At 36.9% G+C, this 26807-nt stretch carries 19 protein-coding genes; 15 read left to right on the top strand and 4 right to left on the bottom strand.

The features are described 5' to 3' along the window. From KYG33_RS07195 to KYG33_RS07180, 4 genes are all read right to left on the bottom strand, one after another. Complete coding sequence (locus KYG33_RS07195) at nucleotides 1-3153, bottom strand: peptidoglycan-binding domain-containing protein (RefSeq protein ID WP_219072938.1); 3153 nt, start codon at nucleotides 3151-3153, stop codon at nucleotides 1-3. Between the two features lie 36 nt (nucleotides 3154-3189). Beyond that, a complete protein-coding gene (locus tag KYG33_RS07190; protein ID WP_077418667.1) occupies nucleotides 3190-4641 on the bottom strand; it encodes an ATP-binding protein in 1452 nt (483 codons plus the stop codon). A gap of 104 nt (nucleotides 4642-4745) precedes the next feature. Further along, the gene (locus KYG33_RS07185) at nucleotides 4746-6188 is read right to left on the bottom strand and encodes a contractile injection system tape measure protein (RefSeq protein WP_219072937.1); all 1443 of its coding nucleotides are present in this window, start codon (nucleotides 6186-6188) and stop codon (nucleotides 4746-4748) included. Between the two features lie 45 nt (nucleotides 6189-6233). Continuing rightward, a complete protein-coding gene (locus tag KYG33_RS07180) occupies nucleotides 6234-6554 on the bottom strand; it encodes a hypothetical protein (protein ID WP_077418669.1) in 321 nt (106 codons plus the stop codon). A gap of 549 nt (nucleotides 6555-7103) precedes the next feature. Between KYG33_RS07180 and KYG33_RS07175 the strand changes: the two genes are divergently transcribed. The 15 genes from KYG33_RS07175 (at nucleotide 7104) to KYG33_RS07105 (ending at nucleotide 26773) form a co-directional block, all read left to right on the top strand. Beyond that, nucleotides 7104-7688: a DUF4255 domain-containing protein gene (locus KYG33_RS07175; protein WP_077418670.1), complete on the top strand. Its 585-nt coding sequence runs from the start codon at nucleotides 7104-7106 to the stop codon at nucleotides 7686-7688. Nucleotides 7689-7734: 46 nt separating this feature from the next. After that, a complete protein-coding gene (locus KYG33_RS07170) occupies nucleotides 7735-9453 on the top strand; it encodes a phage tail sheath family protein (protein ID WP_219072936.1) in 1719 nt (572 codons plus the stop codon). Between the two features lie 85 nt (nucleotides 9454-9538). Further along, nucleotides 9539-11260 carry a phage tail sheath family protein gene (locus tag KYG33_RS07165; RefSeq protein ID WP_077418672.1) on the top strand — a complete coding sequence of 574 codons (1722 nt, stop codon included), beginning with the start codon at nucleotides 9539-9541 and terminating at the stop codon, nucleotides 11258-11260. Nucleotides 11261-11296: 36 nt separating this feature from the next. Further along, a complete protein-coding gene (locus KYG33_RS07160; protein WP_047378138.1) occupies nucleotides 11297-11728 on the top strand; it encodes a phage tail protein in 432 nt (143 codons plus the stop codon). A gap of 23 nt (nucleotides 11729-11751) precedes the next feature. Then, complete coding sequence (locus KYG33_RS07155; protein ID WP_077418674.1) at nucleotides 11752-13125, top strand: phage tail sheath family protein; 1374 nt, start codon at nucleotides 11752-11754, stop codon at nucleotides 13123-13125. A 34-nt stretch (nucleotides 13126-13159) separates the two neighbouring features. Next, nucleotides 13160-13591: a phage tail protein gene (locus KYG33_RS07150; RefSeq protein WP_047378138.1), complete on the top strand. Its 432-nt coding sequence runs from the start codon at nucleotides 13160-13162 to the stop codon at nucleotides 13589-13591. A gap of 2 nt (nucleotides 13592-13593) precedes the next feature. Next, a complete protein-coding gene (locus KYG33_RS07145; protein WP_047388278.1) occupies nucleotides 13594-14061 on the top strand; it encodes a phage tail protein in 468 nt (155 codons plus the stop codon). Nucleotides 14062-14263: 202 nt separating this feature from the next. Next, nucleotides 14264-14425, top strand: coding sequence for a DUF5908 family protein (locus KYG33_RS07140; RefSeq protein ID WP_219072935.1), 162 nt, complete (start codon nucleotides 14264-14266; stop codon nucleotides 14423-14425). Then, on the top strand, nucleotides 14425-15144 hold the full coding sequence (locus KYG33_RS07135; protein ID WP_077418675.1) for a CIS tube protein: 720 nt from the start codon (nucleotides 14425-14427) through the stop codon (nucleotides 15142-15144). Before KYG33_RS07140 ends, KYG33_RS07135 begins: the two co-directional genes overlap by 1 nt. 1 nt (nucleotide 15145) lies before the next feature. Then, nucleotides 15146-16891, top strand: coding sequence for a type VI secretion system tip protein VgrG (vgrG, locus tag KYG33_RS07130; protein WP_180564105.1), 1746 nt, complete (start codon nucleotides 15146-15148; stop codon nucleotides 16889-16891). Nucleotides 16892-16896: 5 nt separating this feature from the next. After that, nucleotides 16897-17187 carry a PAAR domain-containing protein gene (locus tag KYG33_RS07125; RefSeq protein WP_077418677.1) on the top strand — a complete coding sequence of 97 codons (291 nt, stop codon included), beginning with the start codon at nucleotides 16897-16899 and terminating at the stop codon, nucleotides 17185-17187. Nucleotides 17188-17343: 156 nt separating this feature from the next. Further along, nucleotides 17344-17754, top strand: coding sequence for a GPW/gp25 family protein (locus KYG33_RS07120; protein WP_077418678.1), 411 nt, complete (start codon nucleotides 17344-17346; stop codon nucleotides 17752-17754). 89 nt (nucleotides 17755-17843) lie between these two features. Beyond that, nucleotides 17844-20894, top strand: coding sequence for a baseplate J/gp47 family protein (locus KYG33_RS07115; protein WP_219072934.1), 3051 nt, complete (start codon nucleotides 17844-17846; stop codon nucleotides 20892-20894). A 24-nt stretch (nucleotides 20895-20918) separates the two neighbouring features. Further along, nucleotides 20919-23768: a hypothetical protein gene (locus tag KYG33_RS07110; RefSeq protein ID WP_219072933.1), complete on the top strand. Its 2850-nt coding sequence runs from the start codon at nucleotides 20919-20921 to the stop codon at nucleotides 23766-23768. After that, nucleotides 23768-26773, top strand: a complete 3006-nt coding sequence (locus tag KYG33_RS07105; RefSeq protein ID WP_219072932.1) for a PKD domain-containing protein — start codon at nucleotides 23768-23770, stop codon at nucleotides 26771-26773. The genes KYG33_RS07110 and KYG33_RS07105 overlap by 1 nt, the downstream gene beginning before the upstream one ends. Nucleotides 26774-26807 lie beyond the last annotated feature (34 nt).

Genomic DNA, 26807 nt, shown 5'->3' with positions numbered 1-26807 from the left:
TTAATTTAATTTAATATTTGTTTGGTTTCCATTTATATCTATTTTAAAAATATTTCCGTCTGGTTCAACTGTAATAGATCCTGATGGACCATATGCTTCACCTGCTTTTGCATCTTCTGCTGATCTGACACCAGATCTCTGAAAAAAATCTTCAGGAGTTGTAATTCTTTCAATACTTTTTGTTTCATTACCTGGAATTATTTTAGTCGTTTCCATTTTTAACCATCCTTCAATTTTTCCGGCATCAAAAATAGCATTATTTGATTTTATTATTTTTCCTGCTTGAGAGCTTGTCAATTGACCAAATCCAACATCTAAATCACTTGTTAGAGTATAATTACCTCTTATTCTACTACCACCAAATATAACAGAAGAGTTTCTAGAAAATGCCTGTTTTAAGATAAATGTTGCTTGATCTTTTGAGAGACCAGGTATTATTTGAGATAATTTATCTGATGCTTCAGTAATTATTTGTTCTGTTGTTTTAATTGAAGAGGGAATAGAAATATCTTCTTCTTCAATCTTGCTCTCTCTGGAATTTGTTTCCTTTTCTTTAGGTGATTTTGATTCATCTAAATTAGTATTTTTGACCGGTTTTTCACCTTTAATTTTCTCAGTTTCTTCTAGCAAACTTTTCACCTTTACAAGGTCATTATCTGCTATTGCTTTTTCAAGTTCAATAGCCAGCTTGTCATCTTTAGCTAAAGTTTTTGCTTTTTCAAAGGTATTTTTAACCAAAAGCAATTGTTCAGGGGTTAATCCTGTATCACTTATGAGTTTGGCTAGTTTGAGTTCGGCTACAAAACTATCAAATGTAACAATTCCTTTCCGAATAGCAAATACTGCTCTGGCTAATAATTCGCCTGTTTGTGCTAAACCTGGTATTGTTACGTAAGTAAGTTGCCTTGCTTTTACAAAGCCAGCCAGTATTTTTTGCTGTTGGGCTTGTATTTTAGCCTGTTTAATAATATTTTCCCTTACTTTTATTTCAAGACCCTCGATTTTAAGTAGATCACTTTCTAATGTGGCTAATGCTTTAGTAGCATCGTCGGCATCATTAAATGCTTTGGCTGCCACAGAAATAGGTTTAGCTGATCTTAGTATTTTTGCTAATGATCCTGCATCTAACGCAGCACCCGCAATGGCGAGCACCAGCCAAGCCAGACTTGGATCGTCACCTTGCAGTACCTGTCCGACTTGTATTGAGGCATCATATAGACTTTGGTTTAAGTTATAGTCATGAATCTCCTGTTTTACATAATATGTACTAATCGCTAAAGTACCTCCGCTGGCTAAAATAGCTAATAAAAATGGAGTGGCCTGTCCTAAAGATACAATGGAAAGAATGATACCTCCGGCTATAAGAATAATATTTTTTATAAGTTCATATTTAGCTTCCTGCCGGACTTTATCTTGTATAACTTTTACAGCATTTTTATTGCTGGAAATACCCGCTTGTTGTATAGAAATAGGAATAAGTTCTCCTAAATCCCAAATGAAATCTAAATCCTCATCTATTATATTTTCTTCAGCTTCATTTATTTTTTCCAACTGTGTTATAATACTGTTTTTTAAATCAGTTATAATTTGTTCGTCGGTTTTGAAATCAAAATTTTCCCAATCAGGGGCCCATTCTTGCTTTTCGGCTTTCAGTCCTTTATTGTTGAAATCATCACCTATTGATAAAATAGGAATAGATCTGTAGATTTCATTTCTGGCAGAGTATTTTCTTTCAATTCCTGATGCTTTATTTATTTTTTGATCATGAATGTCTGTTGCATAAGGATCCCTGCCAACAGCATCGTATGCTTCTTGATATAGCTTTTGCTGCTCTTTAAAACTAGGCAGACTAGCTTGTATGGCAGTCATTTGTTTTTTATAAGCTTCTATACCGGTTTTAAGTTCCTGTAATTTATTTTTATGTTCTCCATATGGCAACCAAATACCATGTCTCTCTGCCTCAGTAAGAATTAATTTCCTGTTAATTTGAAGCATATAAAGAGCCATTTCTTTTCCGAATTTTTCAAACTCTTCAATTAATATGTCTTGTGCTTCGCTATTTTTAGGGGTTTTCTCTAAAAGCGCAGCAGCTTTTTTACCCTTTGGAGATAGTTCGGGTGCTTTTAATGATTTTAATTTGTTTTTTAGTGCTATATATTCACTATCCTCTGTAATTTTACTGTATTCGTTGGTTAAAAATTTGTTAAGTTCTTCTCTGTTAATTTCCTTTTCATTTTTTTTATCTTTATCATTGTCTACAATTCCTAATAATTTTTGCTTTAAAGCTTCTCTGGCAGATTCGTTTTTCGGTGCTCCAAAGAAAAGATTATCCAGATATTTCTCAAGAGGTACATTTACATTTGTTGGTGCGCCTGCTTTGATCTCTCCTGCAAAGTTTATTCTACCGTCTTCGCCCCAGCGTTCAGCTACTTTTATCGCATTCTCTTTACTGCCACCATATACTGCCTGATAATAAATAACGTATCCTTCAATTGTATTTCCTTTTGGGATGTTTGTAGTGGGAATGAAGCTAACAATTAAACAATAATCAAGTGCATGTTCAGGGTTACATTTTTTTAATTTTATAGGATCTTTGCCTGTTTGGAAAGATGATTGAAAAAGTTCATGACTTTCAAGCTTAGATTCTAAAAGAGATGCAGGTTCAGATGTACCTTTATTTCTTTTGTCCGATTCTGCTTTTTTATTTGGTAATGTGGCTTTTCTGATAGTTTCCCCTTCATCTAAATTTTTTGTTACCTCATTCATTTTCAACAAAGTTTCCTTATCAAAGATTCCAGAGCCTGTAATCCCATTTTGTTGTTGGAAATTGATCAGTGCAATTTTAGTCTTATCTCCAAAAGAAACTTCGTTTTCGGGTACATTGTGGCCTAATGCGTTGAGTGCGTTATTCAGAGCCAATACATGTAATCCGCTGTTGGAAAACTGTATGCTGGATGAACCTTTTTCGATTTTTTTAAATGCCCTGTTCCTGAAAGGGACATACGTTATTTGGGTAACTTCTGTTTTTGCGAGAGATATTTTGCTGTCCTGATCGGTGATCTGCTCAGACTTTTCTTTATCCTCTTTATTATTGGTTTTTTGCTTATCGGCCCTGCCGGCCCTGGGCGCAAATGTTTTTTTGTGTCTGCTCATGGTATTGGTTATTAGATGAGTGTTTATTATGCTGTGCTAAGGGTTTTGTACAAATGGGCTGAGACGGGATTGATTTTTTCCGAAAGCTTTTTCGTTTTCTATCATTAAATAAGTACTGATTAGAGAATAAGTAATAATGGTTTCATTACGGTCATGTAATGCCATAGCAACATTTTTCATAATGTTTCGGATATTAGCACCTGTATAAGTATACTCTTTGGTTAAATGTTTTAAAAGGTCTTCACTTTCAAAAGTTATATTTTTAGGCAAATAATGCTCCCAAAGGGCTTTTCTGGTAATTTCTGTCGGTCGTATTACATTGATAGAAACATCGATACGGCGTTTGAAAGCATCATCCATATTGTTTTCAAAATTGGAAGCCAGAATTGTTAATCCGTCAAATTTTTCTATTCGCTGCAACAAATACGAAACTTCCTGGTTGGCGTAGCGGTCATGAGCATCTTTTACATCAGAACGTTTCCCAAACAAAGCGTCGGCTTCATCAAAAAACAGCATACAGTTTTTACCCTGCAGCCTGTTGAATAATACTTCAAGATTTTTCTCAGTTTCACCAATGTATTTGCTCACTACCTGTGAGAGATCTACATGATACATATCAATACCAAATGTAGTAGCAAGAATACCGGCCAGCATCGTTTTTCCCGTTCCCGGTGCACCGTAGAATAAAGTAATAAAGCCTGGTTTAAAGCTATGCTCATTGGTTTTGAAAAAGCCGTTTTCCAATGCTTTTATATAGTGGCCAATGGGTTTTATCTGATCTTGTACATTATCTTCCAAAATAATATCTTCCATGGTGAGATCAGATTTGTAAAGCCTGCCGGGAAAGTAAGAACCATGGTCCAGCTGTGGTTTCTGACCTGATAAAAAATAATTGAGATAAGCGGTATCCAGTTCAATCTTTCCATGAATAAATTCTGCTGAAGAACGATTGTAAATAATATCATTTTTTAACAACACACTGCCATTGATGAGTTGTGCACCATACTGCGACCACAGTGATAAATCCTTACCTGCCAGCAAAAAAAGTGCGGTTTGAAAAGTTGGCTTAAAGCTGCGGCTGATTTTATCATACTCACCACCTGCTTCAATAGCAAATGCATTACTGCTTTCTTCTATCTGTACAAATGTTTTCAGAACGGACGGATAATGAGCTGAAGCAATGCCCAGCGCTAAGATTATTCTGTCCACAACGGTAAGCTGATGGGTGTTTACCGTAACCGAATAAGGAGATTTATCGTCTGATTTTGGAGGTTCAGGTATTTCATAACCAACATTCAATTCTGTCTCATCTTCCAGAAACAACTCTTTGCATCGCTTTTCAATAAGGAATTGCAGCCATTTCATTTCTTCATTTAAAGAGTTATGATTTACAGTATTAGCTTGGAATAGGGGATTGATTGTTTCCGTTTTTTCATTAATTTTTGTTTTTATTAATGACGGGTCTTCATGGTTAATAGGAGATTTCATAATCTTATTTTGAATTAATAGTGTTGCAGTGAGGTATTGCTGATGTAAAATCAGCAACTTTAGAGTATTTGGAAAGTTTCAGAGTATTTAGAAAATGTAACCTGTTACCAGTTTACAAATATGAATTTTTTCTGCCAGGGGAGTTTTACGAGACCAATTCCCCAGGAAAGCTTTTCAAGAAGAATATCCTGTGTTTTTCGTTCTACGATAAGGGTGTAATCAGAGTCGGTAATGGTTAATTTCCCCGGTCGCTGGAAAAACTCGTTTTGTAATAGTGCAGCAGATGATTTTTTCATAGGAGCCCAGTTGTGCTGTACACTTTCTATTACATTGTTGGCCTGTGTTTTATGCTTACGTGAAAGTTTAATATGCCTGTTAATTGTTTGGTGCATCGGAATATTACACAGAAATTTTTCAAAAATCATGTCGTATTCCGGAGCATTTGTTTTTCCGGCAGCGATATAATGCAATAGATGGGCACACAATTCCGGATCAGTGAGTTGCTGGGTTTTTGGATCAATGAGCTCACAATGTTCAAACAGGGTTTTGATGAATGGGTGGATCAAAATAAGCCCTGCATTTTGAATGTATTGTCCCTCGTTCTGGTTTACCTCTGCCTGAGTTTCTGTATCTTTTTCCTGAATAGTTTCTATTAAAACTGTTACATTCTCAGGTAGCTCTGCAGCATTCGTTTTGATGCTTTCAGAAATTTCATTTTCTGTAATAAAAGGGAATATCTTAACTACTGCTTTCCTGTTCTGATGATTGCTTTTTGTTTGTGATAAGCCAATCTGTTCTATTGTTGAAATTTCCTGTAAAAGATACTCCCGTGGATGGGTATTGGATGTATTCAAATACTCCGATATTACATTGAAGATCAAACGCCATATTGCAATTCTATCCGTATGATTCAGTTTTGATATATAATGTATTGTATCGGTTCCCAGGTTGATCTTCAATTCCTTATTTTTCAGAATTGCCAAACATAATTGTGCAATTTGTTCATTGGAAAGCTGATTAATAATCCGATTTTTAACATTTTCTTTTGACAAAACAGATAGAATGTTCTTTTGAAAGCTATCGGACGAAATAAGACGGTCAAAAGCCGTTGATTCCAAGATAGCCATATTATTGCTCTCCGAATTCCACCAGGGCATAGCTCCTTTTTCTAAAAAATAGATAAAAGCCCTGAGCATCTTTTCCTGATTGTCTATCAGGTATGCCTTAGTGTCCCTTTCTGTTTCCTGATGGGAAGTTTCAATGGGACTGGTAATTTCTGACAGTTCTTCTTTAAAAAGTTCAACTATCTGATCTTTTAACTCTGTATTTAATGCGCTGCTTTTTACATCCACATTTAATTCTAAACGGGGAATCTGCAGGGTCTGACCAGCTAATTTATATTCTAAAGCTTTGATATGCTTTTCTATTTCCGGAAAAACATCAATAGACAAAAAGCTGTTAATATCATCTTTTATATGCAATGCTTTTTCTTTATTGTTGACGGTAATTTCAAGAAAAACTTTCTGAATGATATGATTTTGCTTCACATTAATAGGTTTACATTATAAAATATCGGGAGTAGTCAAATGGTTTTACTTTTGGTTGAACTCTCCACCCCAAAAACCTGCAGGACAAAGACTGAATCTTGATCTCTGTTTAGCACTCAATCTGCATCCACAGCCTCTGATAAACCCATCTTTTGGACCATCTACCACTTCCAGTGTCTCTGGATTGAGCCATTTCATTGCGTTGCAATTGTTGCCGTTTTTTAAAGGACATGCATTACAAATTTCTTCCCTTAAAGAGAAAATAGCTTCTTCATTTTGATTTGCTGCCCCCAGTTTTGAGCGTAGTTCGTTAAAGTGGCCTTCAATGATTTCATTGCGCTTGCTGAAAAGATTTTTAATATTCATATGATTAAAGTTTTTAAAATTATTGGGTCAAAATTAGAAAGAAGAAAAGCCATTTTGCGAATTATAAGACCGCTCTATTCTGTCTTTGCAGTAAAACACAAAAATCATTTCGTGGTGATGCGGGTTTACAATTTTTAGAACTTGTTGGGTAAAAAATGTGGTACTCCTAATCAGGAATGCATGTGTTTTTTTGTAGAATTAATACTTCTTGTAATCAAAATTCAGAAATGCGGGACCACTAAAAATGACCATTTAGTTAATGGATAATCTTATGTTGAAAAATGATGCTTTTTAAAAGCAGAATGAGCCTCAATCACCAGGCTGAAAATTTAGTATAATTAGTCAAATAAAATCTCTGGTCTTAGATTTAATTTTTCAATATTGATTTTAATATGTTTATTTTCAGTGTTTTAATTGTGTGTTTTTTCGTTTTTTTTTTAAAGTGTTAAAATCCTATTTACTGCAAAGACTGTATTGAGGCCTCAAAATATTTGTCTTTTGAGGGGGGGTGATTGTATGTTTGCACCATAATAATTAAGAACAGAAATTATGATTAATAAAGTATTAACAGTTTTAAAAAATCAGCTAAATGCTCCGGATGGTTTATGGGATCCTAACGTTCCTAACGAAATTGAAATCGCTGTTGTTGATGACATTGCAAAACATGATGACAATACTGAGGGACTTAATAACAAAGTAGTAATCAGTCTGCTCAACATTGAGGAAGAATCAACATTGAAAAACAGGTCAAGGTATCAGCAGGTTGTTGTTGAGAACAATCCAATTCGATACGATAAAGAAAGTACACCAGCTTACTTAAACCTATATGTAATGATTGCTGCCAACAGAAGTACCTATAGCAAATCATTACTAAGTATTTCAAAAGTGATTGAGGTATTTCAGGCAAAAAATGTTCTGGAGTATGTGGATCTTGAGCCCGAAAACAACTTCAGTTTCAGAATTGAACTGCATTCAATTCCCTTTGAACAGCTAAGTTACGTCTGGGGACTATTAGGCGGAAAAATAATGCCATCTGCCTTATATAAAATAAGTGTGATAAAAATTGCGGCTAAGGATGTAATCCCTGTTAAATTAATTAATGACGTTAATATCCAAAGTATTAAAATTGATTAATCATAAAAGCAAAAACTAAAACTAATAACCCTTTAAATTTTTAAACATGTTAAATTCAGCAACACCAGGTGTTTCTGTTGAAGAAATTACAAAACTTCCATACTCAGTTGCCTATATAGAAACAGCTATGCCAGCGTTTATTGGGTATACCGACCTACTCCCTGCCGGGTATAATGAACCCTTCAGAATCAATTCTCTTTTAGAATATGAACAATATTTTGGAAAAGCAAAAAAAGAAAATATCCAGCTAAAAGATGTAGAAGGCCAGGGAGCAACTATTGTAGCCCCTCAGGTACAGTTTTTAATGTACTATTCGCTGCAAATGTATTTTGCTAATGGCGGCGGACCGTGTTATATCATTTCTGTAGGGGATTATACATCAGCAGAAGTACAATTATCCTCATTGGAAACAGGATTGGGTAAGATAGATCATAAAAATATTAAAGAACCGATTCTTATTATTTTCCCTGATGCTATTTCGTTAGCCAATGAATCTGAGTTTTATAGTATCTATAATCAGGCAATTGATAAAGCTAAGGATGAGAGTAAGAACAGGTTTGTTATCCTGGATACCTATTACGGAAATTCTATCATCAAATCAAACAATCTTACCACGATTGAATCTTTTAGAAGTAATATAAACCCAACTAATCATGCGGCGGCTTACTTCCCTCACTTAAAAACCATTTTGAATTATACTTTTGATGAAACTCAAACCCCTATCACCCATGCCGGTTTACAAAAAACAGGGCAAGGAAGTGCTCTTTTTTATGCGGGTGAGATCTCTGCTTTAGATGAATTGAAAAGGTTGGCAAGTGCCGAAATCTCAACGGGATCTGCCGATGCTTACGTGCTTGCTGATTTATTAGATCAGGCTATTGCGATAGCAGAAGAAGTGAATGAAGCAGCGGATGCAGGTGATAAAAAAAATGCTTTAACAGAAGCAATTGATGAAGCAAAAGTTGTTTTAGAAGCCATATATGACGGAATAATAGATGATTTTGTGATCCCTGATGGTTTTGACGAAGATGCACCTGTGTTCAGTGGAGAGTTTGATGCCTTAAAAACTGCAATTCTTGAGGTAAAAGACGAAAAAGGAGATGCAAACGGGATAACGCTTAAAAATTTAGAATTATCCAATTCGGCACTTTACAATCAGGTGAAAAAAGAAATACTGTCGTTAAAAGTTGTTTTACCACCATCATCAGCAATTGCAGGAGCATACGGCAGAATAGACAGCACAAGAGGAGTGTGGAAAGCTCCGGCAAATATCAATATTAGCCATGTCATTACTCCGACAGAAAAAATTTCAGATCAGGAACAATCTACTTTAAACATAGATGATTTCGGAAAATCAATCAATGCAATCAGAACTTTTACAGGAAAAGGTACATTAATCTGGGGAGCAAGAACACTTGAAGGGAAAGATAAAAATAATGAAGGGAAAGATAACGAATGGAAATATGTACATGTACGCCGTTATTATAATATGATCAGACAAGCGATCAACGAAGCACTCAATAAGTTTATTAATGAGCCTAATATCCCTCATACATGGTTACGGGCAAAAACAATGCTGGAAAATTTTCTTAACCAGCAATGGATGGAGGGTGCATTAGCAGGCAGCACTCCGAAAGAAGCCTACGAAGTAACAGTTAAGGGAGTAGAAGGCACTACTATTATGAATGTTGACCTTAAAATAGCATTAGTACGTCCGGCAGAGTTTATTGTACTCAGTTTCTCGCACAAATTACAACAGTTCTAAAAAATAAAAACAATAAATCAATCACGAATAAATATTCGAAGTTTTACTTCGAGGAATAATTAATATTAACGTAAAATTTTTAAAAATGAATTACAAAACCCCTGGAGTTTACGTGGAGGAGCAAGGAAAATTTCCCCCTTCCGTAGCGCAAGTTGAAACGGCTATCCCTGCTTTTATTGGATATACAGCGGATGGACCGAAAAATAAACCAACGAGAATTGTTTCGATGTTGGAGTATGAAGAACTTTTTGGAAAAGCAAACTCTGAAATCTTCGCTGTAGCTTTCAAAGATGGTGTTGCAACAGCAATGCCAACCAAGGTAAGCGACTTTAAAATGTATTATGCCATGCAGATGTATTTTGCCAATGGTGGTGGCCCTTGCTATATTGTTTCTGTAGGAGATTATAAAAGTCCGGAGGCTGTAGATGCTCCTACACCTGCAGAAGCTTTTTTATCAGGTCTTGAATTATTAAAAAAAGAAGATGAACCTACACTGATTGTTTTTCCGGATCTTCAAAGTTTAGTGCCTTCTGATGCTGATGTTGCTGCTGCTCAGGCTGTTGTTACTACAGCTTTAAATGCTAAAAATGTTGCTTCCGCAGCTAAAGGTATTGCAGGTGTTGTTGCAGGTGCTGTTGCAGGTGCTAATGTAGAAGCGGCTGTTGATGCTGCAGTTGCTAAGGCGGCGGAATTTAATGTTCCTAATCCTAACGATTTACAGATTGTGGGAGCTAAGGCTGGTCAGGCTGTTGTAGTGGCGGTTAAGATTGCTGCTGCTGTAGATAATGCTACTGTTGCTACTGTTAAGGCAGCAGCTGATGAGGTTGCGGCTGATTTTGAGACAGATTTTACTACGGCTTCGGCTATGGAGACTGATGCTCTTGCTGCCAGCAGCATTGTTACTGCCAGAGCAGGTAATTCTGTTGCGATTGGCAAAATCTATGCTTTGTACAGCAAGGCTTTAGATCAGGCAGAATTGTTAAAAGACAGATTCGTCATTATGGATGTTCTTGAAGATGCTGCTGATTTTAGAGATAAAGTATCTTCTACAGGTCTGAAATACGGAGCAGCTTATTATCCAAAATTGAAGACTGTTCTAAGCTATGATTTCAAAGATGCTGATATCTTAGTTACCGGTGCATCTGGTATCACAACTTTAGCGGATTTGAAGACTGTTAATTCTGAAATGTATAACCAGGCTAAAAAAGCAATCGAGTCTACATCAGTAGTATTGGCACCGTCATCAGCAATGGCCGGAGTTTATGCAAAAGTAGACAGTACTTCCGGAGTATGGAAATCGCCTGCCAATTTAGGGCTTAGTTTAGTAGAAGCACCAGCAGTAAAAATCTCCAATAAAGAACAAGATCTGCTTAATGTAGATGCTGAATCAGGAAAATCAATTAACGCGATCAGAACTTTTACAGGAAAAGGAAACTTGGTTTGGGGGGCAAGAACGCTGGATGGAAACAGCAACGAATGGAGATACATTTCTGTGCGTCGTTTCTTCAACATGGTAGAAGAATCTGTGAAGAAAGCTACAGAACGTTTCGTCTTTGAACCGAATACTGCCAATACATGGGCTCGTGTACAGGCTATGATCGAAAATTTCCTTGACCAGCAGTGGAGAGACGGTGCATTAGCAGGAAGCAAGCCGGAAGAAGCTTTTTACGTAAGCGTTGGTTTACACAAAACAATGTCTGCTCAGGATATTCTGGAAGGAAGAATGAACATTGAAATCGGAATGGCAGCAGTACGTCCGGCTGAATTTATTGTGTTACGTTTTTCACACAAATTACAGGAAGCATAAAATCAATTAAATAACAATCAAAATTAAAAATAAATTATGAGTACATATCCATTAGTAAAGTTTGCCTTTGAAGTAGATTGGGGTGGAACAAAAGTAGGTTTTCAGGAAGTCAGCGGTTTAAATGTTGAAGCAGCTTTAATTGAATACAGACATGGCGCAAGTCCTGATTTCAGTAAGATTAAAATGCCTGGAATGAAAAGTTTCAGTAACATCACTTTAAAGAGAGGAACTTTCAAAACCGATAATGAATATTTCGACTGGTTCCAAAGTATTCAGCTAAGCACCGTAGAGCGCAGATCTATTACGATCTCCCTTTTAGATGAGACAGGAGCGCCTGCAGTTACATGGAAAGTGAAAAATGCATTCCCGCTTAAGTTACAGTCAACAGATCTGAAAGCTGAAGGTAACGAGGTTGCTATTGAAACGCTGGAAATTGCACACGAAGGATTAACTATTGAAAACAACTAATATTAACTTTAAATTTTTAACAAATGAATTACAAAACACCTGGAGTTTACGTAGAAGAAATTGCGAAATTCCCACCATCTGTAGCACAAGTAGAAACAGCTATCCCGGCTTTTATCGGACATACGGATAAAGGACCAAGAAATGAACCGACAAGAATTTCTTCTATGTTGGAATACGAAACGATTTTTGGAGGAGCAAAAAATGAAAAAACAGCAATCTCTATTAAGATTGAAGATACAGTTGTTACTGCAAATATAGATAATACCAAGGTAAGCCCTTACAAAATGCATTATGCTATGCAAATGTATTTTGCTAATGGTGGTGGACCATGTTATATTGTTTCAGTAGCTGACTATGAAAAAACTCCTGCATTAGGAACGGAAACAGTTGCTGGAGGTCTGTGGTTCGGATTGAAATCACTGGAAAAAGAAGATGAGCCAACGCTTATTGTTTTCCCGGATGCTGAAGTTTTAGGAGCAGATGCTTATAAATTATACAATAAAGCTTTAGATCAGGCAGAAGACTTGAAAGACAGGTTCGTTATTATGGATGTTTTTGAAGATGCTGCTGCTTTTAGAGCTGGAGTAGATGCTGCAGGATTAAAATATGGAGCTGCCTATTATCCAAAATTGGAGACTGTTTTAAGCTATAGCTTTGATGATAAAGACGTTAAAATCGATAGCTATAAAGAAGTAAATGCTGCTGGAGTTCTTGTGGACGTTACAATGCCTCAAAATGGAAATACCTTAGCATGGTTGAAATCAAGAAGTTCAGCATTGTATAACCAGGCTAAAAAAGAAATTGAATCTAAAAGATTGGTATTGACTCCATCTTCATCAATTGCCGGAATTTATGCTAAAGTAGACAGTACTTCCGGAGTATGGAAAGCACCAGCCAACTTAGCAATCAGCAATGTACTGGCACCTGTTGTAAAAATTTCTAATGAAACGCAGGACGGTCTTAACGTAGATGCGGTAGCAGGAAAATCAATCAACGCGATCAGAACTTTTACAGGAAAAGGAACGATGGTTTGGGGAGCAAGAACATTAGACGGTAACAGTAACGAATGGAGGTATGTACCTGTACGTCGTTTCTTCAACATGGTAGAAGAGTCTGTGAAGAAAGCTACAGAACGTTTCGTTTTTGAACCGAATACGGCCAATACATGGGTTCGTGTACAGGCTATGATCGAAAATTTCCTTGACCAGCAGTGGAGAGACGGTGCATTGGCAGGAAGCAAGCCGGAAGAAGCTTTTTACGTAAGCGTTGGTTTACACAAAACAATGTCTGCGCAGGATATTTTAGAAGGAAGAATGATCATTGAAATCGGAATGGCAGCAGTACGTCCGGCTGAATTTATTGTGTTACGTTTTTCACACAAATTACAGGAAGCATAAGCTAAATTAAATAACAAATAAAAATAAATACATTATGAGTACATATCCATTAGTAAAGTTTGCCTTTGAAGTAGATTGGGGCGGAACAAAAGTAGGTTTTCAGGAAGTCAGCGGTTTAAATGTTGAAGCAGCTTTAATTGAATACAGACATGGCGCAAGTCCTGATTTCAGTAAGATTAAAATGCCTGGAATGAAAAGTTTCAGTAATATCACTTTAAAGAGAGGAACTTTCAAAACTGATAACGAATATTTCGACTGGTTCCAAAGTATTCAGCTAAGCACCGTAGAGCGCAGATCTATTACGATTTCTCTTTTAGATGAGACAGGAGCGCCTGCAGTTACATGGAAAGTGAAAAATGCATTCCCACTTAAGTTACAATCAACAGATCTGAAAGCTGAAGGTAACGAGGTTGCTATTGAAACGCTGGAAATTGCACACGAAGGATTAACTATTGAAAATAACTAATCATGGCAGTTTTATATCCTCCAACCAGTTTCTCTTTTATTGTTAATGGGATTTCAACAACAGAGGGTATTGACTCCAGATTTCAATCTATATCTGGTTTATCAACAGAAATTGGAACTGAAGAATATGCCGAAGGAGGCGAAAACAGGTTTACGCACCAGCTTCCTTTGAGACCCAAATATCCTAATCTGGTTCTTAAGCGTGGGTTAATCGTAAGTTCCGGATTGATAAGCTGGTGTAGAAATGCGATGGAAAACTTCCAGTTTGAACCCAGAGACCTGATCATTACTCTTTCAGGCGGGATTCAGTCTACAGCACCCCTAATGGTTTGGAATGTAGTTGGAGCATATCCTGTAAGATGGGAAGTATCAGAATTCAACGCAGAAGAAAGCAAACTTGCTATTGAAACAATAGAACTGAAATATAGATATTTCACAATACCCTCATCGTTAGCAAGCTTAGGCTTGTAATTTCTAAATCAAATCTAAGCACCCGAACGTGTGTTAGTTTAAAGATAATATTTACCCAAATCTTTTTTCATAAAAAACAACAGATTGGTCTATAACAGAGACTGAACACACCCTTCATGTGCTTAGATTTTTAAAAATAAACATGTTAAATCATTGGTTATTAGTGTTTTGAATATTAATGATCGATTAAAAAACAAACAAAATGCCAATAGAAATAAAAGAGCTTCACATTAAAATAAATGTGGACGAAAAAGCAGAAGCAACGACGACTGGCACATCGGTAGATGAAGCACAGCTCATGCTCGCAATCAGCGAAAGTGTAGAACAGGCAGCAAAGATAGAAAACCGTAAAAAAGAAAGATAATGAGAGGAGCAATTCAAAAACTGACAATCGGAACATACGAAAACTCTGATTATGAAAAAAGAGTTCAGAGCGGTGCTTTTAAAGCTTTTATCAATCCGACAGGTTTTTCTATGACCTATAAAACGAAATATAATAAAGATCAGGCAGATGGTAATTCTAAACCTAATTTAGGATACACCTCATCAGCATCACCTGATTTACAATTAGAATTTCTATTTGATGGGACAGGAGTTACAGAAGCGAATTCAGGGCTTAAACTGATCAATAAAATTAAAGGGAAATCGTTTGCAAAAACAGCTGTAACAAAACAGATTGAAGATTTTTATAAGGCAACAAGCGAGCTGGAAGGTTCTATCCATAAACCTTATAATGTTATCCTTAATTGGGGAAGTTTTGAATTTAAAGGAGTGCTTTCTGAATTAACGATAGAATATAAATTATTTGATAACGAAGGCCAGCCTCTGAGAGCTATAGGAAAGGCAACATTCAGTGAATCAACAAGTCCTAAACTTGCCGGTAAAATTGAAGATAAACAATCTCCGGATCTTACCCACAAAAGAACAGTACAAGCTGGCGATACACTGCCATTAATGACTGAAAGAATTTACGGAGATTCCAAATATTATCTGGAGGTCGCTAAAGTAAACAATCTTGTCAATTTCAGACAGCTAAAACCAGGGCAGGAATTATTCTTTCCGCCATTAGAAAAAGTTTCATGATATGAATAATAGCGGATACATACAAACAGCAAAAAATCCAGATTTAGTCACCCATAAGGTCATGTCTGGAGGCACAGAACTGCCGGGGAAGTACGGGGTGAAAAGCATTGTCGTGGAAAAAGAAGTCAACAGAATTCCTTATGCCCGCATTGTTATTTTAGACGGAAGTGTACCGGAGCAGGATTTCAAGCTCAGTAATGAAGAGCTGTTGATTCCCGGAAAAGAAATTGAGATTACCGCTGGATACCATTCTGAAGAAGAAACCATTTTTAAAGGAGTTGTTGTAAAACACAACATAAAAATCAGAAACGGTTCTTCTTACCTGATTGTAGAATGCAGAGATAAGGCCGTAAAAATGACCTTAGGAAGAAAAAGCAAGTACTTCTACGAAAGCACAGACAGTGATGTCATGGAAGAACTCATTAGTAATAACGGGCTTACTGCCGATGTTGAAGCTACTTCAAATTCACATAAGGAATTGGTTCAGTACCAGGCTTCCGATTGGGATTTCATGCTTACCAGAGCGCAGGCAAACGGTAAACTTTGTTTCGTTGAAGATGGAACCATCAAAATTGCTAAGCCTGATTTTAGTGCTGAAGCCGTAGAAACGGTGGTTTACGGATCATCCATACATGAATTTGATGGAGAAATTGATGCCAGAGACCAATTCAGTAAAATTACAGCCAAAACATGGAGCTATACTGATCAGGAACTTACAGAAGTTGAAGCTCAGGATCCGGCGATTAATCTCAACGGAAATCTTTCATCAGGTGATTTGGCAGATGTTTTCGGAATTGAAGACCTGCAGCTTAAGCATGGTGGAAATCTTACTCAGGGAGAACTGCAGGAATGGGGTGATGCCAAAGCAACTTTCCAGCAATTAGCCAAAACAAGAGGAAGAGTAAAACTCCAGGGAATCCCATCTGTGATACCAGGAGCTTCATTAACACTGCAGGGAGTAGGGAACCGTTTCAACGGGAAAATATACGTAACCGGTGTCCGCCATGAAATTGCTGAAGGAAATTGGCTGGTGGATGCTCAATTCGGACTTTCTCCAACATGGTTTTCAGAAACCTATGATGTAAGTGAAATGCCGGGTTCAGGAATTATCCCTGCCATAAGCGGATTACATGTAGGAGTAGTGTCTCAATTGGAATCAGATCCGGACGGAGAAGACAGAATTTTAGTGCAGATCCCCATCATCAATAACGAAGAAGAAGGAATTTGGGCACGTATTGCTACTCTTGATGCCGGAGAAAACAGAGGATCATTCTTCAGACCGGAAATCGGAGACGAAGTCATCATCGGATTTATTAATGATGATCCCAATGATGCCGTGGTACTCGGAATGCTAAACAGCAGTGCAAAACCAGCTCCCATTGTAGCCTCTGATGATAACCATGAAAAAGGATTTGTTACCCGAAGCGAAATGAAAATGATCTTTAATGACGACAAAATTTCGTACACACTGGAAACCCCAAAAGGTAAAAAAGTGATTGTAGATGAAGATGCCGATGTCATTACAATAAAAGATGAGCATTCTAATACTCTTACCCTTAATAAAGACGGTATCAGTATGGAAAGCGGAAAAGACATTAAGATCAAAGCAAAAGGCGACATTAATATGGAAGGAACCAATATCAATGTAAAAGCAAGTGCTCAATTCAAAGCAGAAGGAAGTTCCGGTTCAGAGCTTAAATCAGGAGCAGTAACAGTAGTAAAAGGATCTCAAGTTAAAATTAATTAATAATCATGAAACCGGCAGCAAGAATTACAGATATGCATACCTGCCCTATGGTAACGGGAACTGTTCCCCATGTAGGAGGTCCTATAATTCCGGCAGGAGAACCCACAGTACTTATCGGCGGAATGCCCGCAGCAAGACAAGGAGACAAAGCATTATGTACCGGGCCACCGGACACCATTGCTTCAGGATCTTCAAGTGTTTTAATAGGCGGGAAACCTGCCGCAAGAATGGGAGATTCTACCGCTCATGGAGGGGTAATAACCGCGGGTGATGCTACTGTTTTAATAGGCGGATAATATGGAAGGCAGCTTTTAATACAATCATAAGCTCTCTTAGAAATAACATCTGAACTAAAATAAAAATGTAAAACATCAATAACAAAACGGTTAGAATAACCAAAAAACTCTATGCTACAGATGTAAGATGTGAACATTAAATATAACAAATAACGTATGAAAATAAATACAGATTTTTTAGGAACAGGCTGGAGTTTTCCGCCTGAGTTTAACGAAACTGAAGGAAAACTGGCCATGACCACAGATGTAGAAGACATCAATAACAGCCTTAAGATTTTATTGTCAACACGCCCAGGTGAACGTGTAATGTTCCCAAACTACGGGTGTGACTTGCAGGAAATGCTCTTTAAACCGCTGGACTTAACGCTGATTACCCAAATGAAAGGAATCGTTGAGCGTGCTATTTTATATCATGAACCCAGAATAAACATTCTAAGTATTGAAATAGATGCTCAGGAAGAGCTTCAGGGAGAAGTTTTGATACAGGTTGACTACGAAGTAAGAAATACTAATACAAGAAGCAATATGGTTTTCCCTTTTTACAAAGGAGAAGCTACCGAAATATAATGAATTACGGGATGTCTGTAGCCATTTTGAATACTACCAAACACTACAATAAGTATTGCATCTGACCATAGAAAGATAAATATAAACAAATGAAAAAAACAGATACATTTTCACATTATCGTGAAGGAAAATCACAAATGCAGCGCTTTTTAGCAGAATTAGATCCTGGGAATCTTGAGTTACACGATTTCGATTTGTTTGACTGGCTATTATTCGCCAACAATTTTGCTCAACGTGTAAACTATTTTGACAAAGGTAATAATACAACACCAAAAGGAAACTGGGGAAACTTCTTCCTGGGTGATGATGCCAATGCGATCCCACGCAGAGAGAGCGTTGAGTATAAAAGTATGAAAAAACAGGTTACAGATCTTATGTCCCAGTTTGAACAGGATAGCAGCCTGACCCCTCACCTGACATTATTTGTCTGCTTTTTAAAATTATTAGATTTCTCAAAAAATGCCTTCAATAATCTGACTAAAAGGCACCTGGATTTCTATTATAACGAAATTCTTCAAATTGAGAAAAACGACGCCAAATCAGACAAGGTCTATGTGATTTTTGAACTCGCCAAAAAAGCGATTCAGGAAAAAATTCCAGCCGGTACATTGCTGGATGGAGGTAAAGACGCTGATGGAAAAAAACGAATCTACACTACAGGTGATGAACTTATTGCCAATCAGGCAAAAGTAGTAGAGATTAAAAGTTTCTTAAATGATGTTGAAAAAAGAGAACTGAAAATGGCTCCGGTAGCGAACTCTGCTGATGGTATGGGAGATAAATTACCGGAAGACAGCAACTACTGGTGGCCGTTTGGATATAATTCTGATGAAACCGTTTCAAATAAATCTATTTATAAAGAACTTCCAAAAGCTAAACTGGGTTTTTCAATAGCCTCTTCATTATTAGATTTAAAAGAAGGGGAACGTACGGTCACTCTTAAGATCGATTTTAATAAAAATTCAACCCAGAAATTACAAAATCTTTCAAAAACAGATATTGAAAATAATATCAAAGTGCTTTGCAGCGGGGAAAAAGAATGGTTATCAGGTGTTGTTTTAAAATGTATTAAAAACGAAGAAGCAAGATTAGAACTTTCTTTTACATTATCTAAAGATTTCCCGGCAGTTGTAAAATATAATAAAGAAGTGCTGGCAGAAACATTTCAAACCAGCTTTCCTGTTATAAGATTGATGATTGAAGGAGAAAAATATTACGATATGTACGAAGCTCTTTCAGAAAAATTAATAAAAAATATTGAAATAGCAGTTGATGTAAAAGGAGTAAAATCAATTCAGATAGAAAATGACAACGGAACATTAAATTCAGAAAAGCCTTATTATCCTTTTACCGCACAACCTGTTAAAGGATCTAATTTTTATATCAAATGTCCTGAAATGTTTTCCAAAAAATGGCAGAACGCGGACATTACGATCAACTGGAAAAATGCTCCGGATTCTATAAAAGATTTATACAGCGGATACGTCATTCAGCCTAATCAAAACATCAGTTTAAACGATTTTGAATCTTTAAAAAACTCCTCAATTGTAGGTTCTGATGGTTACTTTAAAGCAGATGTCGCCTTGCTGGATAAGGAAATCTGGTATGAAAAAGCCAATGATATTGATGTATTCAGTAAAGTAAGAGACGCTTATAAAGTCCAATTTTCTGTAAATAATACAAGCAATGAGGCCGGGACAAGTGAGACGATCAGGTTGACACTTAATCAGTCATCATTACAGGATGTATATCCTAAACTGTATACATTGGCATTATCAAGTAATCCGAGTTTAAAAAAACTTATTCCCAACGAACCGTATATTCCTTTTGCTGAAGATATAGAGTTGAATTACAGCGCAAAAGAAAATGCATATTCGTACTTAGAAAGAAAATCTGCCGGAGAAGCTTCAAAAAATAAAGAAGTACAGCTGTATCATGAGGATGTATTCGGACAGTATGAAAAAGAAGTCGAAACCAACAGCATTGTACCTGTACATCAAAATGGAGGCGAATTATACATCGGCTTGGAAGCAATGCCTCAGACGACAGTTTCTCTATTGATTCAAATGCTGGAAGGAAGTGAAAATCCTTTGGTAGAGACCTTCCTGGAAAAAGAATATATAGAATGGCATATCCTTTTAAACAATACATGGATGAGTCTGTCGAATTATATGCTGCAGAACGAGACCAGAAAGTTCCTGGAATCAGGGATTGTCAAGTTTAAAGTGCCTAAGGACGTTGATAAAAGCCACACAAGATTTACCGACGGATTAGTCTGGATCAGAGCCAAATCACAAAGAAGTTATGATGCAGTATGTAAAATTCAGGGAATCTATACGCAGGCTGTTTTAGCGACATTCCAGAATCAGGACAATGACCTGTCTCACCTTAATAACGGACTGGAAGCAAAAACTATTGCTAAACTTATCACAAGAGTTCCTCAGGTAAAATCGGTTAGCCAGCCTTATAACTCGTTTGACGGTAAATACAAAGAAACCGATACTGAGTTTTACAGACGGGTAAGTGAACGATTGAGACATAAGCACAGAGCTATTACCCAATGGGATTACGAACATTTGGTATTACAGGAGTTCCCGGAAGTCTTTAAGGTAAAATGTTTAAATCATACTTCCGAAACTTCCTATATGGCTCCGGGCCATGTAACCCTGATGGTGGTTCCGAATATTAAAAATAAAAATGCTTTTGATGTCTATCAGCCGAGAGTAAGCCGAGCTTCGCTAAATAAGATTCAGAATTATGTAAATGAATTAAATACAATGCATGTGAAAGCTCAGGTGATCAATCCCAATTACAAAGAAGCGAAAGTAGAAACAAAGGTCAAGTTCTTTGAGCAGTACGATGAAACATTTTACACCAAACAGCTGGACGAAGATATTAAAAAATACATATCGCCCTGGGCTTTTACAGACTCTGAAAATATTGATTTTAATGTAGAGTTGAATGTTAATCAGTTGGTTAACTATCTGGAGCAGCTGTATTATGTAGACTACATTGATGATATTAAAATATTGGTGAACAATGTTCCGCAAAGGCAGTCTTTAATCGAAGTAGATCCAAAATCAATTCTGGTATCTGCCAAACAGCACAATGTCACTATTACAGAGCAGGTATGTATTTAATAATAAATAAGAAGAAACATAATCATGTCAGAAAATAAACATATTAGTATATCAAAAAATATAGAAACCGGGGATCAGACAGATTTTCATTTTCTACGCAAAACCGGGGTTGAATACATAGAGAAGTTAGGAGGAAAACTATGGACCGATTATAACTCTCATGACCCCGGTATCACCACGTTGGAAGTTTTAAGCTATGCCATAACGGATCTTGGGATGAGGATGAACCTGAACATGGAAGATATCTTAGCATCTGATGATGTAAAAAAAGACATTCATACCCAGTTTTTAAAGGCTGCAGAGATTTTGCCTTCAAGACCTTTAAACGAACTGGACTACAGAAAGTTGTTTATAGATATTAACATGGCAGGAAGTCTTACAAGACCGATCCGTAACTGTTGGTTAGTCCCTAAAAATGAAAAATTATACGTTGATTGCAAAACAGGAGATTTAGACTTTAAACCCATTGGAGAAAAAACACAAAGCTTTGACGTAAAAGGACTGTATGACCTGTATGTAGACTATGCTGAAGAGATTGATACGGATGGTATCGGATGTGAAAAATCTAATGTCAATATCAAAATTTTAGACAGTTACCATGCCAACAGAGGACTTTGCGAAGATCTGGCGGAGATTAAAGAAGTTGAAATCCAGAAAGTTGCAGTATGTGCCCGTATCGGACTTGTCAACAAAGCAGATGAGGAACTGGTGCATGCTAAAGTAATCAGAACGATCAATAATTATCTTTCTCCTGAGGTTCATTTTTATTCATTGAAGCAAATGCTGGACAAAGGCCTGACTACAGATCAGATCTTTGAAGGACCTCTTTTGGATAACGGTTTTATCGATACTGAAGAGCTTAGAAACAGCCAGTTAAGAACAGAAGTTCGTCTTTCCGATATCATCAGTGAAATCATGAAGATTGAAGGGGTTAAAGAAATTCATGACGTTTCTATTGCAGGTTGTGACAGTGTGATCAAACAAAATAACGACTGGCTGATCTGTATTGAAAAAGGCAGAAAACCGGAACTGTGTGAACTGAGCTCATTCAGCTACAGTAAAGGATCTCTTCCGTTAAATATCAACGACAAAAAAGTTCAGGAATACTTAGAAACTCTTAAAAGGGAAGAAGAAGTGCTCAGAGAGGATGCAAGACAAAATAAAGAATTGGCTTTGCCGCAAGGAACTTCATATGATATTGCAAACTATGCTACTATTCTGAATGAATTTCCGGATACCTATGGAGTAGGAGAATCAGGAATTATAGGGAATCAATCCCCGGAGAGAGAAGCTTTGGCCAAACAGATGAAAGGGTATTTGTTATTTTTTGATCAGATCCTTGCCGGCTATTTCAAACATCTTGAAAAAGTAAAAGAAGTACTAAGCATCAATGGTAAGCTAAAAAGAACCTTTTTTACACAGGCTCTTAAGAATATTAAAGGGTTTGATGAACTGGTTTCTGAATACGATACCGAAAATGATGATCAGCTTACAGATTCATTGTATAAAGAGTTGGATAACAGTGTGGAACGTAAAAATGAAGTTTTGGATCATTTGATCTCCCGTTTTGCCGAAACATTCAGTGACTATACTTTCTTAATGAAATCCCTGTATGGGAAATCTACCGATGAAATTGTCTTAGGTAATAAAGAAAATTTCTTAAAAGAATATTCATCATTAAGTAAAGACAGAGGGTTAGGTTATAATTACACCTTAATCGGAGATTCAGATCTTTGGAATACCAGTAATATTTCCGGTGTTCAGAAAAGAATCGCCCGTTTGTTGGGAATTAAAGATTATACCCATAGAAACTTATCGCAGTCGCCGGTTTCCATTATTGAAACAATAGATAATGCCGGTAAAAAAACGTATACATGGAAAATAAAAGATGCTGGTAACAATATTATCTTATCATCTGTAAATAGTTATACGACTGAGCATATTGCAATCAAAAACCTGAATGAAGCCATTTATCAGACCATTCAGATCGATCAGGAAGATCTTGAAAATGCATTAGCTACACTGGATGAGAAGAATCCTGCAGATACATTAGAAAAACTGAAAAACTGTGAAAAGGATTACTGTTTAATTGGAAATATAAAAATCCGTGTTTCATTGGGAGGGAACTATTATTTTGAAATTCTGGATGACAGTGGTCAACAAAATGTTATTGCTGTTCACAAAAAGACCAATCCTTATTCAGAATTGAAAGACCTGAAAAAAGGAATTGAAGAGACGATTAATTATTTCAAATATGAATTTACAGAAGAGGGTATTTTCCTTGTTGAGCATTTATTATTAAAGCCAACCACTAAAGATTATAAGCTCATGGGCGGTATTGGCTGCATGTCTGTCGGAGGTACTTTCAGAATCATGTATGACCTGGAAGAAGAAAATCCTGCAACAGATCCGATAGAATATTCGGAAGCCTTTATGTCTTCTTGCGAAGAAGACTGCGAAACAGACGTTTTTGACCCTTATTCTTACAGGGTGAGTGTTGTTCTTCCTGGCTTTGCCTATCGTTTTCAGGATCCTGATTTCAGACGTTATGCAGAAACAGTGATCAGACAGGAAATTCCGGCTCATGTTTTAGCAAAAATTTGCTGGGTGGGAGATCGTTTGAGTGAAAAACAAACTGCTCAGAATGATTTGGCTGAATTTGAAGTAGCCTTTAAAAAATACCTTTCAGATAAGTCAAGAAACAATATTGCGAATCTCGGAAACAGCATTACAGATTTATTGACTGCTCTTAGCCATTTGAATAATATCTATAGACCGGGAAGACTGTTGGACTGCGACGCCAGTGATAGTGACATTCTGGATGGAAAAATCATATTAGGACAATCGAACTTATCAAAAAAAATTGAAAAATAATGAATACCAAATTAGACAATGTAACAACCCAATATAGAAAGTTCAACGACAATCAGGCGTTAACTGAAGGGCAATTAAACGAATTTATAGATTATTTTGAAGATCAGGACAGACTATCAAGAACCCGTCTGAGCGGCGTGGGGATAGTGTGTGGTTTTCAATCGGAATATGTAGAGCTTGAAATCTCACCTTCTTTAGCAGAAAAAACATCCAGACCCGGAGATAGAGATCTTGAGGAGATTCCTTTTGATACGATTGCTATTACACAAGGAGCTGGGGTGACTACGGATGGAGACTTAATAACACTGCGTAAGGCAGGAAGCAAAAACTCAGAGATTACCATTGATTTCCAGGCTAAAAATTATAGATACTATAGAAATTATATTGATGTCGTAGGATATGAGCATTTTCGTATCGGAGGGCAGCAAATCCCTCTTTTAGAATTGTTTACAACACAAGAGTATACAAAGTTAGTGAACGAAGGAGCTAACGCCGGGGATTTTAAACAGGTAATAGATATTCGTAGTTCGTTAAATGATAAAATTGTAATTCTGTATTTAGAAAGTTATTCTAATGATGAAAATCCATGTCAGGATGCAGATTGTGACAATAACGGGGCTGAGCAGGTTTCTAATCTTAAAGTACTTCTGGCAGATTCAGCATCTGTTTCAGAGCTTATTTCGAAAGGTGATGCAAAAGATGCTATCTATAAACAACACAATACTTATGAAAAGCTTTTTGACAGTTTACCGAACATACAGGCTAAAAGAGTTATTTTGGATATCGAAGTTAAAACAGCTTTACAATTAAAAACAAAATTCAAAGAATCAATCACTGCTGTTGCAGATTTAAGCCAGGGCTTTGACTCTATTGCAGATACTTTTAACGTGAGTGTCAACCTGGGAGGGCAAACGCTTATCGATAAATTGAATTCCTTATTGTCTATGACGACAACAGGTTTGGAGGATTATCAATACCGATATGATTTACTGAAGGATTTGATTGATACCTACAATGAAATAAAAGATCTGATCCTGCATCTGAACGCTGAGTGTTGCCCGGATATTACTTCATTCCCAAAACACCTGATGTTAGGTCCTGTGGGAGCAAAACAAGAATTAGGGCAGTACACCCCTTTACGTCATGGATTTTACAATTCCCCTGTAACAACAAATGATGATGAGAATTATGAAAGAGTTGTAATGCTTGCCAACCGTTTTGTGCAGAAAATCAATGGATTTCAAACCTATATCGGACGCATTAAAATTACACCTTCCAATCTTAATGTAAGGCTGGGTAATAAGGCAATACCATATTACTATAATGTGGATCAGCCTTTATTGGCTCAGTGGAACTTTGAAAAAGCAAAAACCGATAGAGCCGCTTACAATCTAAGTTATCATACAACCAATCTGGCAGGAGAAGATTTTATTCAGAATCCGCTGAATTATAACATTGACAATAATGATTTCTATAGAATTGAAGGTCACCTAGGAATGCCTTATAAAACAGCATTGCAAAACATCAATGACCTTAAAACACAATACGGATTAGCTTTTGATGTCATTGCATTGGTTCTGGATAAAGGCGAAAAACCTGGCGGCGAGCCGCCAGTCAGAGAAAAAACAGTATCGATAGACGAGCTCAGAAAGCAGCTGGTGTCCATTTCCAGTGATGTTAGCAACAGAACATTCAATTCACAAAATACTTTACTGAATATCTCTAAACTGGATGAACAGTTAAGACTGCTGAACCAGGCCGAATTCTCAAAAGAAGGATCACCTGAAGGAATTACCGTTGTAAAACAAGATCCTAAAAAAGATGATGTTGTAAGTGAGCTTTTAAGTGAGTTTCTGGAGCGAAAATCAGGACTGGAGCACAAGGGCGGAGTAGAACCGGGCGGAACTATTGCTTTGGTTTATTATTCTGAGGCTGATAATCAGGTGCTTGCAGACTTTTCGTTACCTTACTTATGTTGTTCTAAAAAAGATCCTGCATTCCTGTCATTACCGAGCAGCAAGCTATGTCAGAAAGATGCTCCGATTGCTATGACAATTGTTCCGACAGACGGACAGGTAAAAGCATTTGTAAATGGTACTCAGGTTCCTGCGGTTACACAATCCGGAGGTCAGAGCTTCTTCGATCCAGGGTTGGTGAATGCAATTTACTTTGGACAAACCATTACATTTACTGTGGATGATGATCCGGTAGAAGCACAGATGGTCGTATATGCACAACCGAATGTATCTGTTACTACAGGTACCGTGAGCTATGATGCTCCTACGATGGACGAGAATGCCAACAATCCGGATGCTACAGTTGAATTTAATGTTGCCGGGGACTTTACAGGTCTTACATTTACCTGGAATTTTGATGATGGTACTCCAATACAGCATAATGAGGCGCCTGCTAACAAAAAGATCCACGTGTACAAACTGGTTGCAGGACAAGAAAAAACTTTCAATCCAATACTTACAGTAACCAATACTAATGGTTGTAGTACGGTGTACAAATTAGCTCCGCTTAAATTAAAAGGTCAATCCACTATTGCATGTTTAAGTGGTATGAGAGTGGTTATTCAGTACAGAGATGATGTAGACCAAGGTCACGTTTGTAATGATGCTACTTTCAACTTAAAAGGAAATGATATTGTAATAGGAGGGATCAATCCATACCCTGGTTTTGTTGGAAATATACATTTAAGTAATACAGGAGGTAATCAGGATAGAGGTAATCATAAACCTGGTACTCCTGCGTTGAGCAGATATAATGAAATTACGATCACTCAGGCTGAAGCGAAACAAATGGCATCACAATCATTGGATGGCTTTGTAGAGTTTTCACTTGAATGTGCATTACCTCCTAGTAACAGACCACCAACAGGTTGTCACCAGGATGTTGCTTATACAGAAATCTTCTTAGCAAACGCTACTATTCCTATTTATAAAGGGTATCCAAATGGGAATTTCCTAAAAATAAACCCTTGTACAGGAGTGACAAAATAATAGTCAAATAATAACTTCATAGACAGTCTGAATT

The sequence above is a fragment of the Chryseobacterium sp. D764 genome, assembly GCF_019317325.1.
Taxonomy (GTDB): Bacteria; Bacteroidota; Bacteroidia; order Flavobacteriales; family Weeksellaceae; genus Chryseobacterium.
The sequence above is the reverse complement of the archived record's forward strand: the minus strand, read 5'-3'. Positions and strand labels throughout refer to the sequence as shown.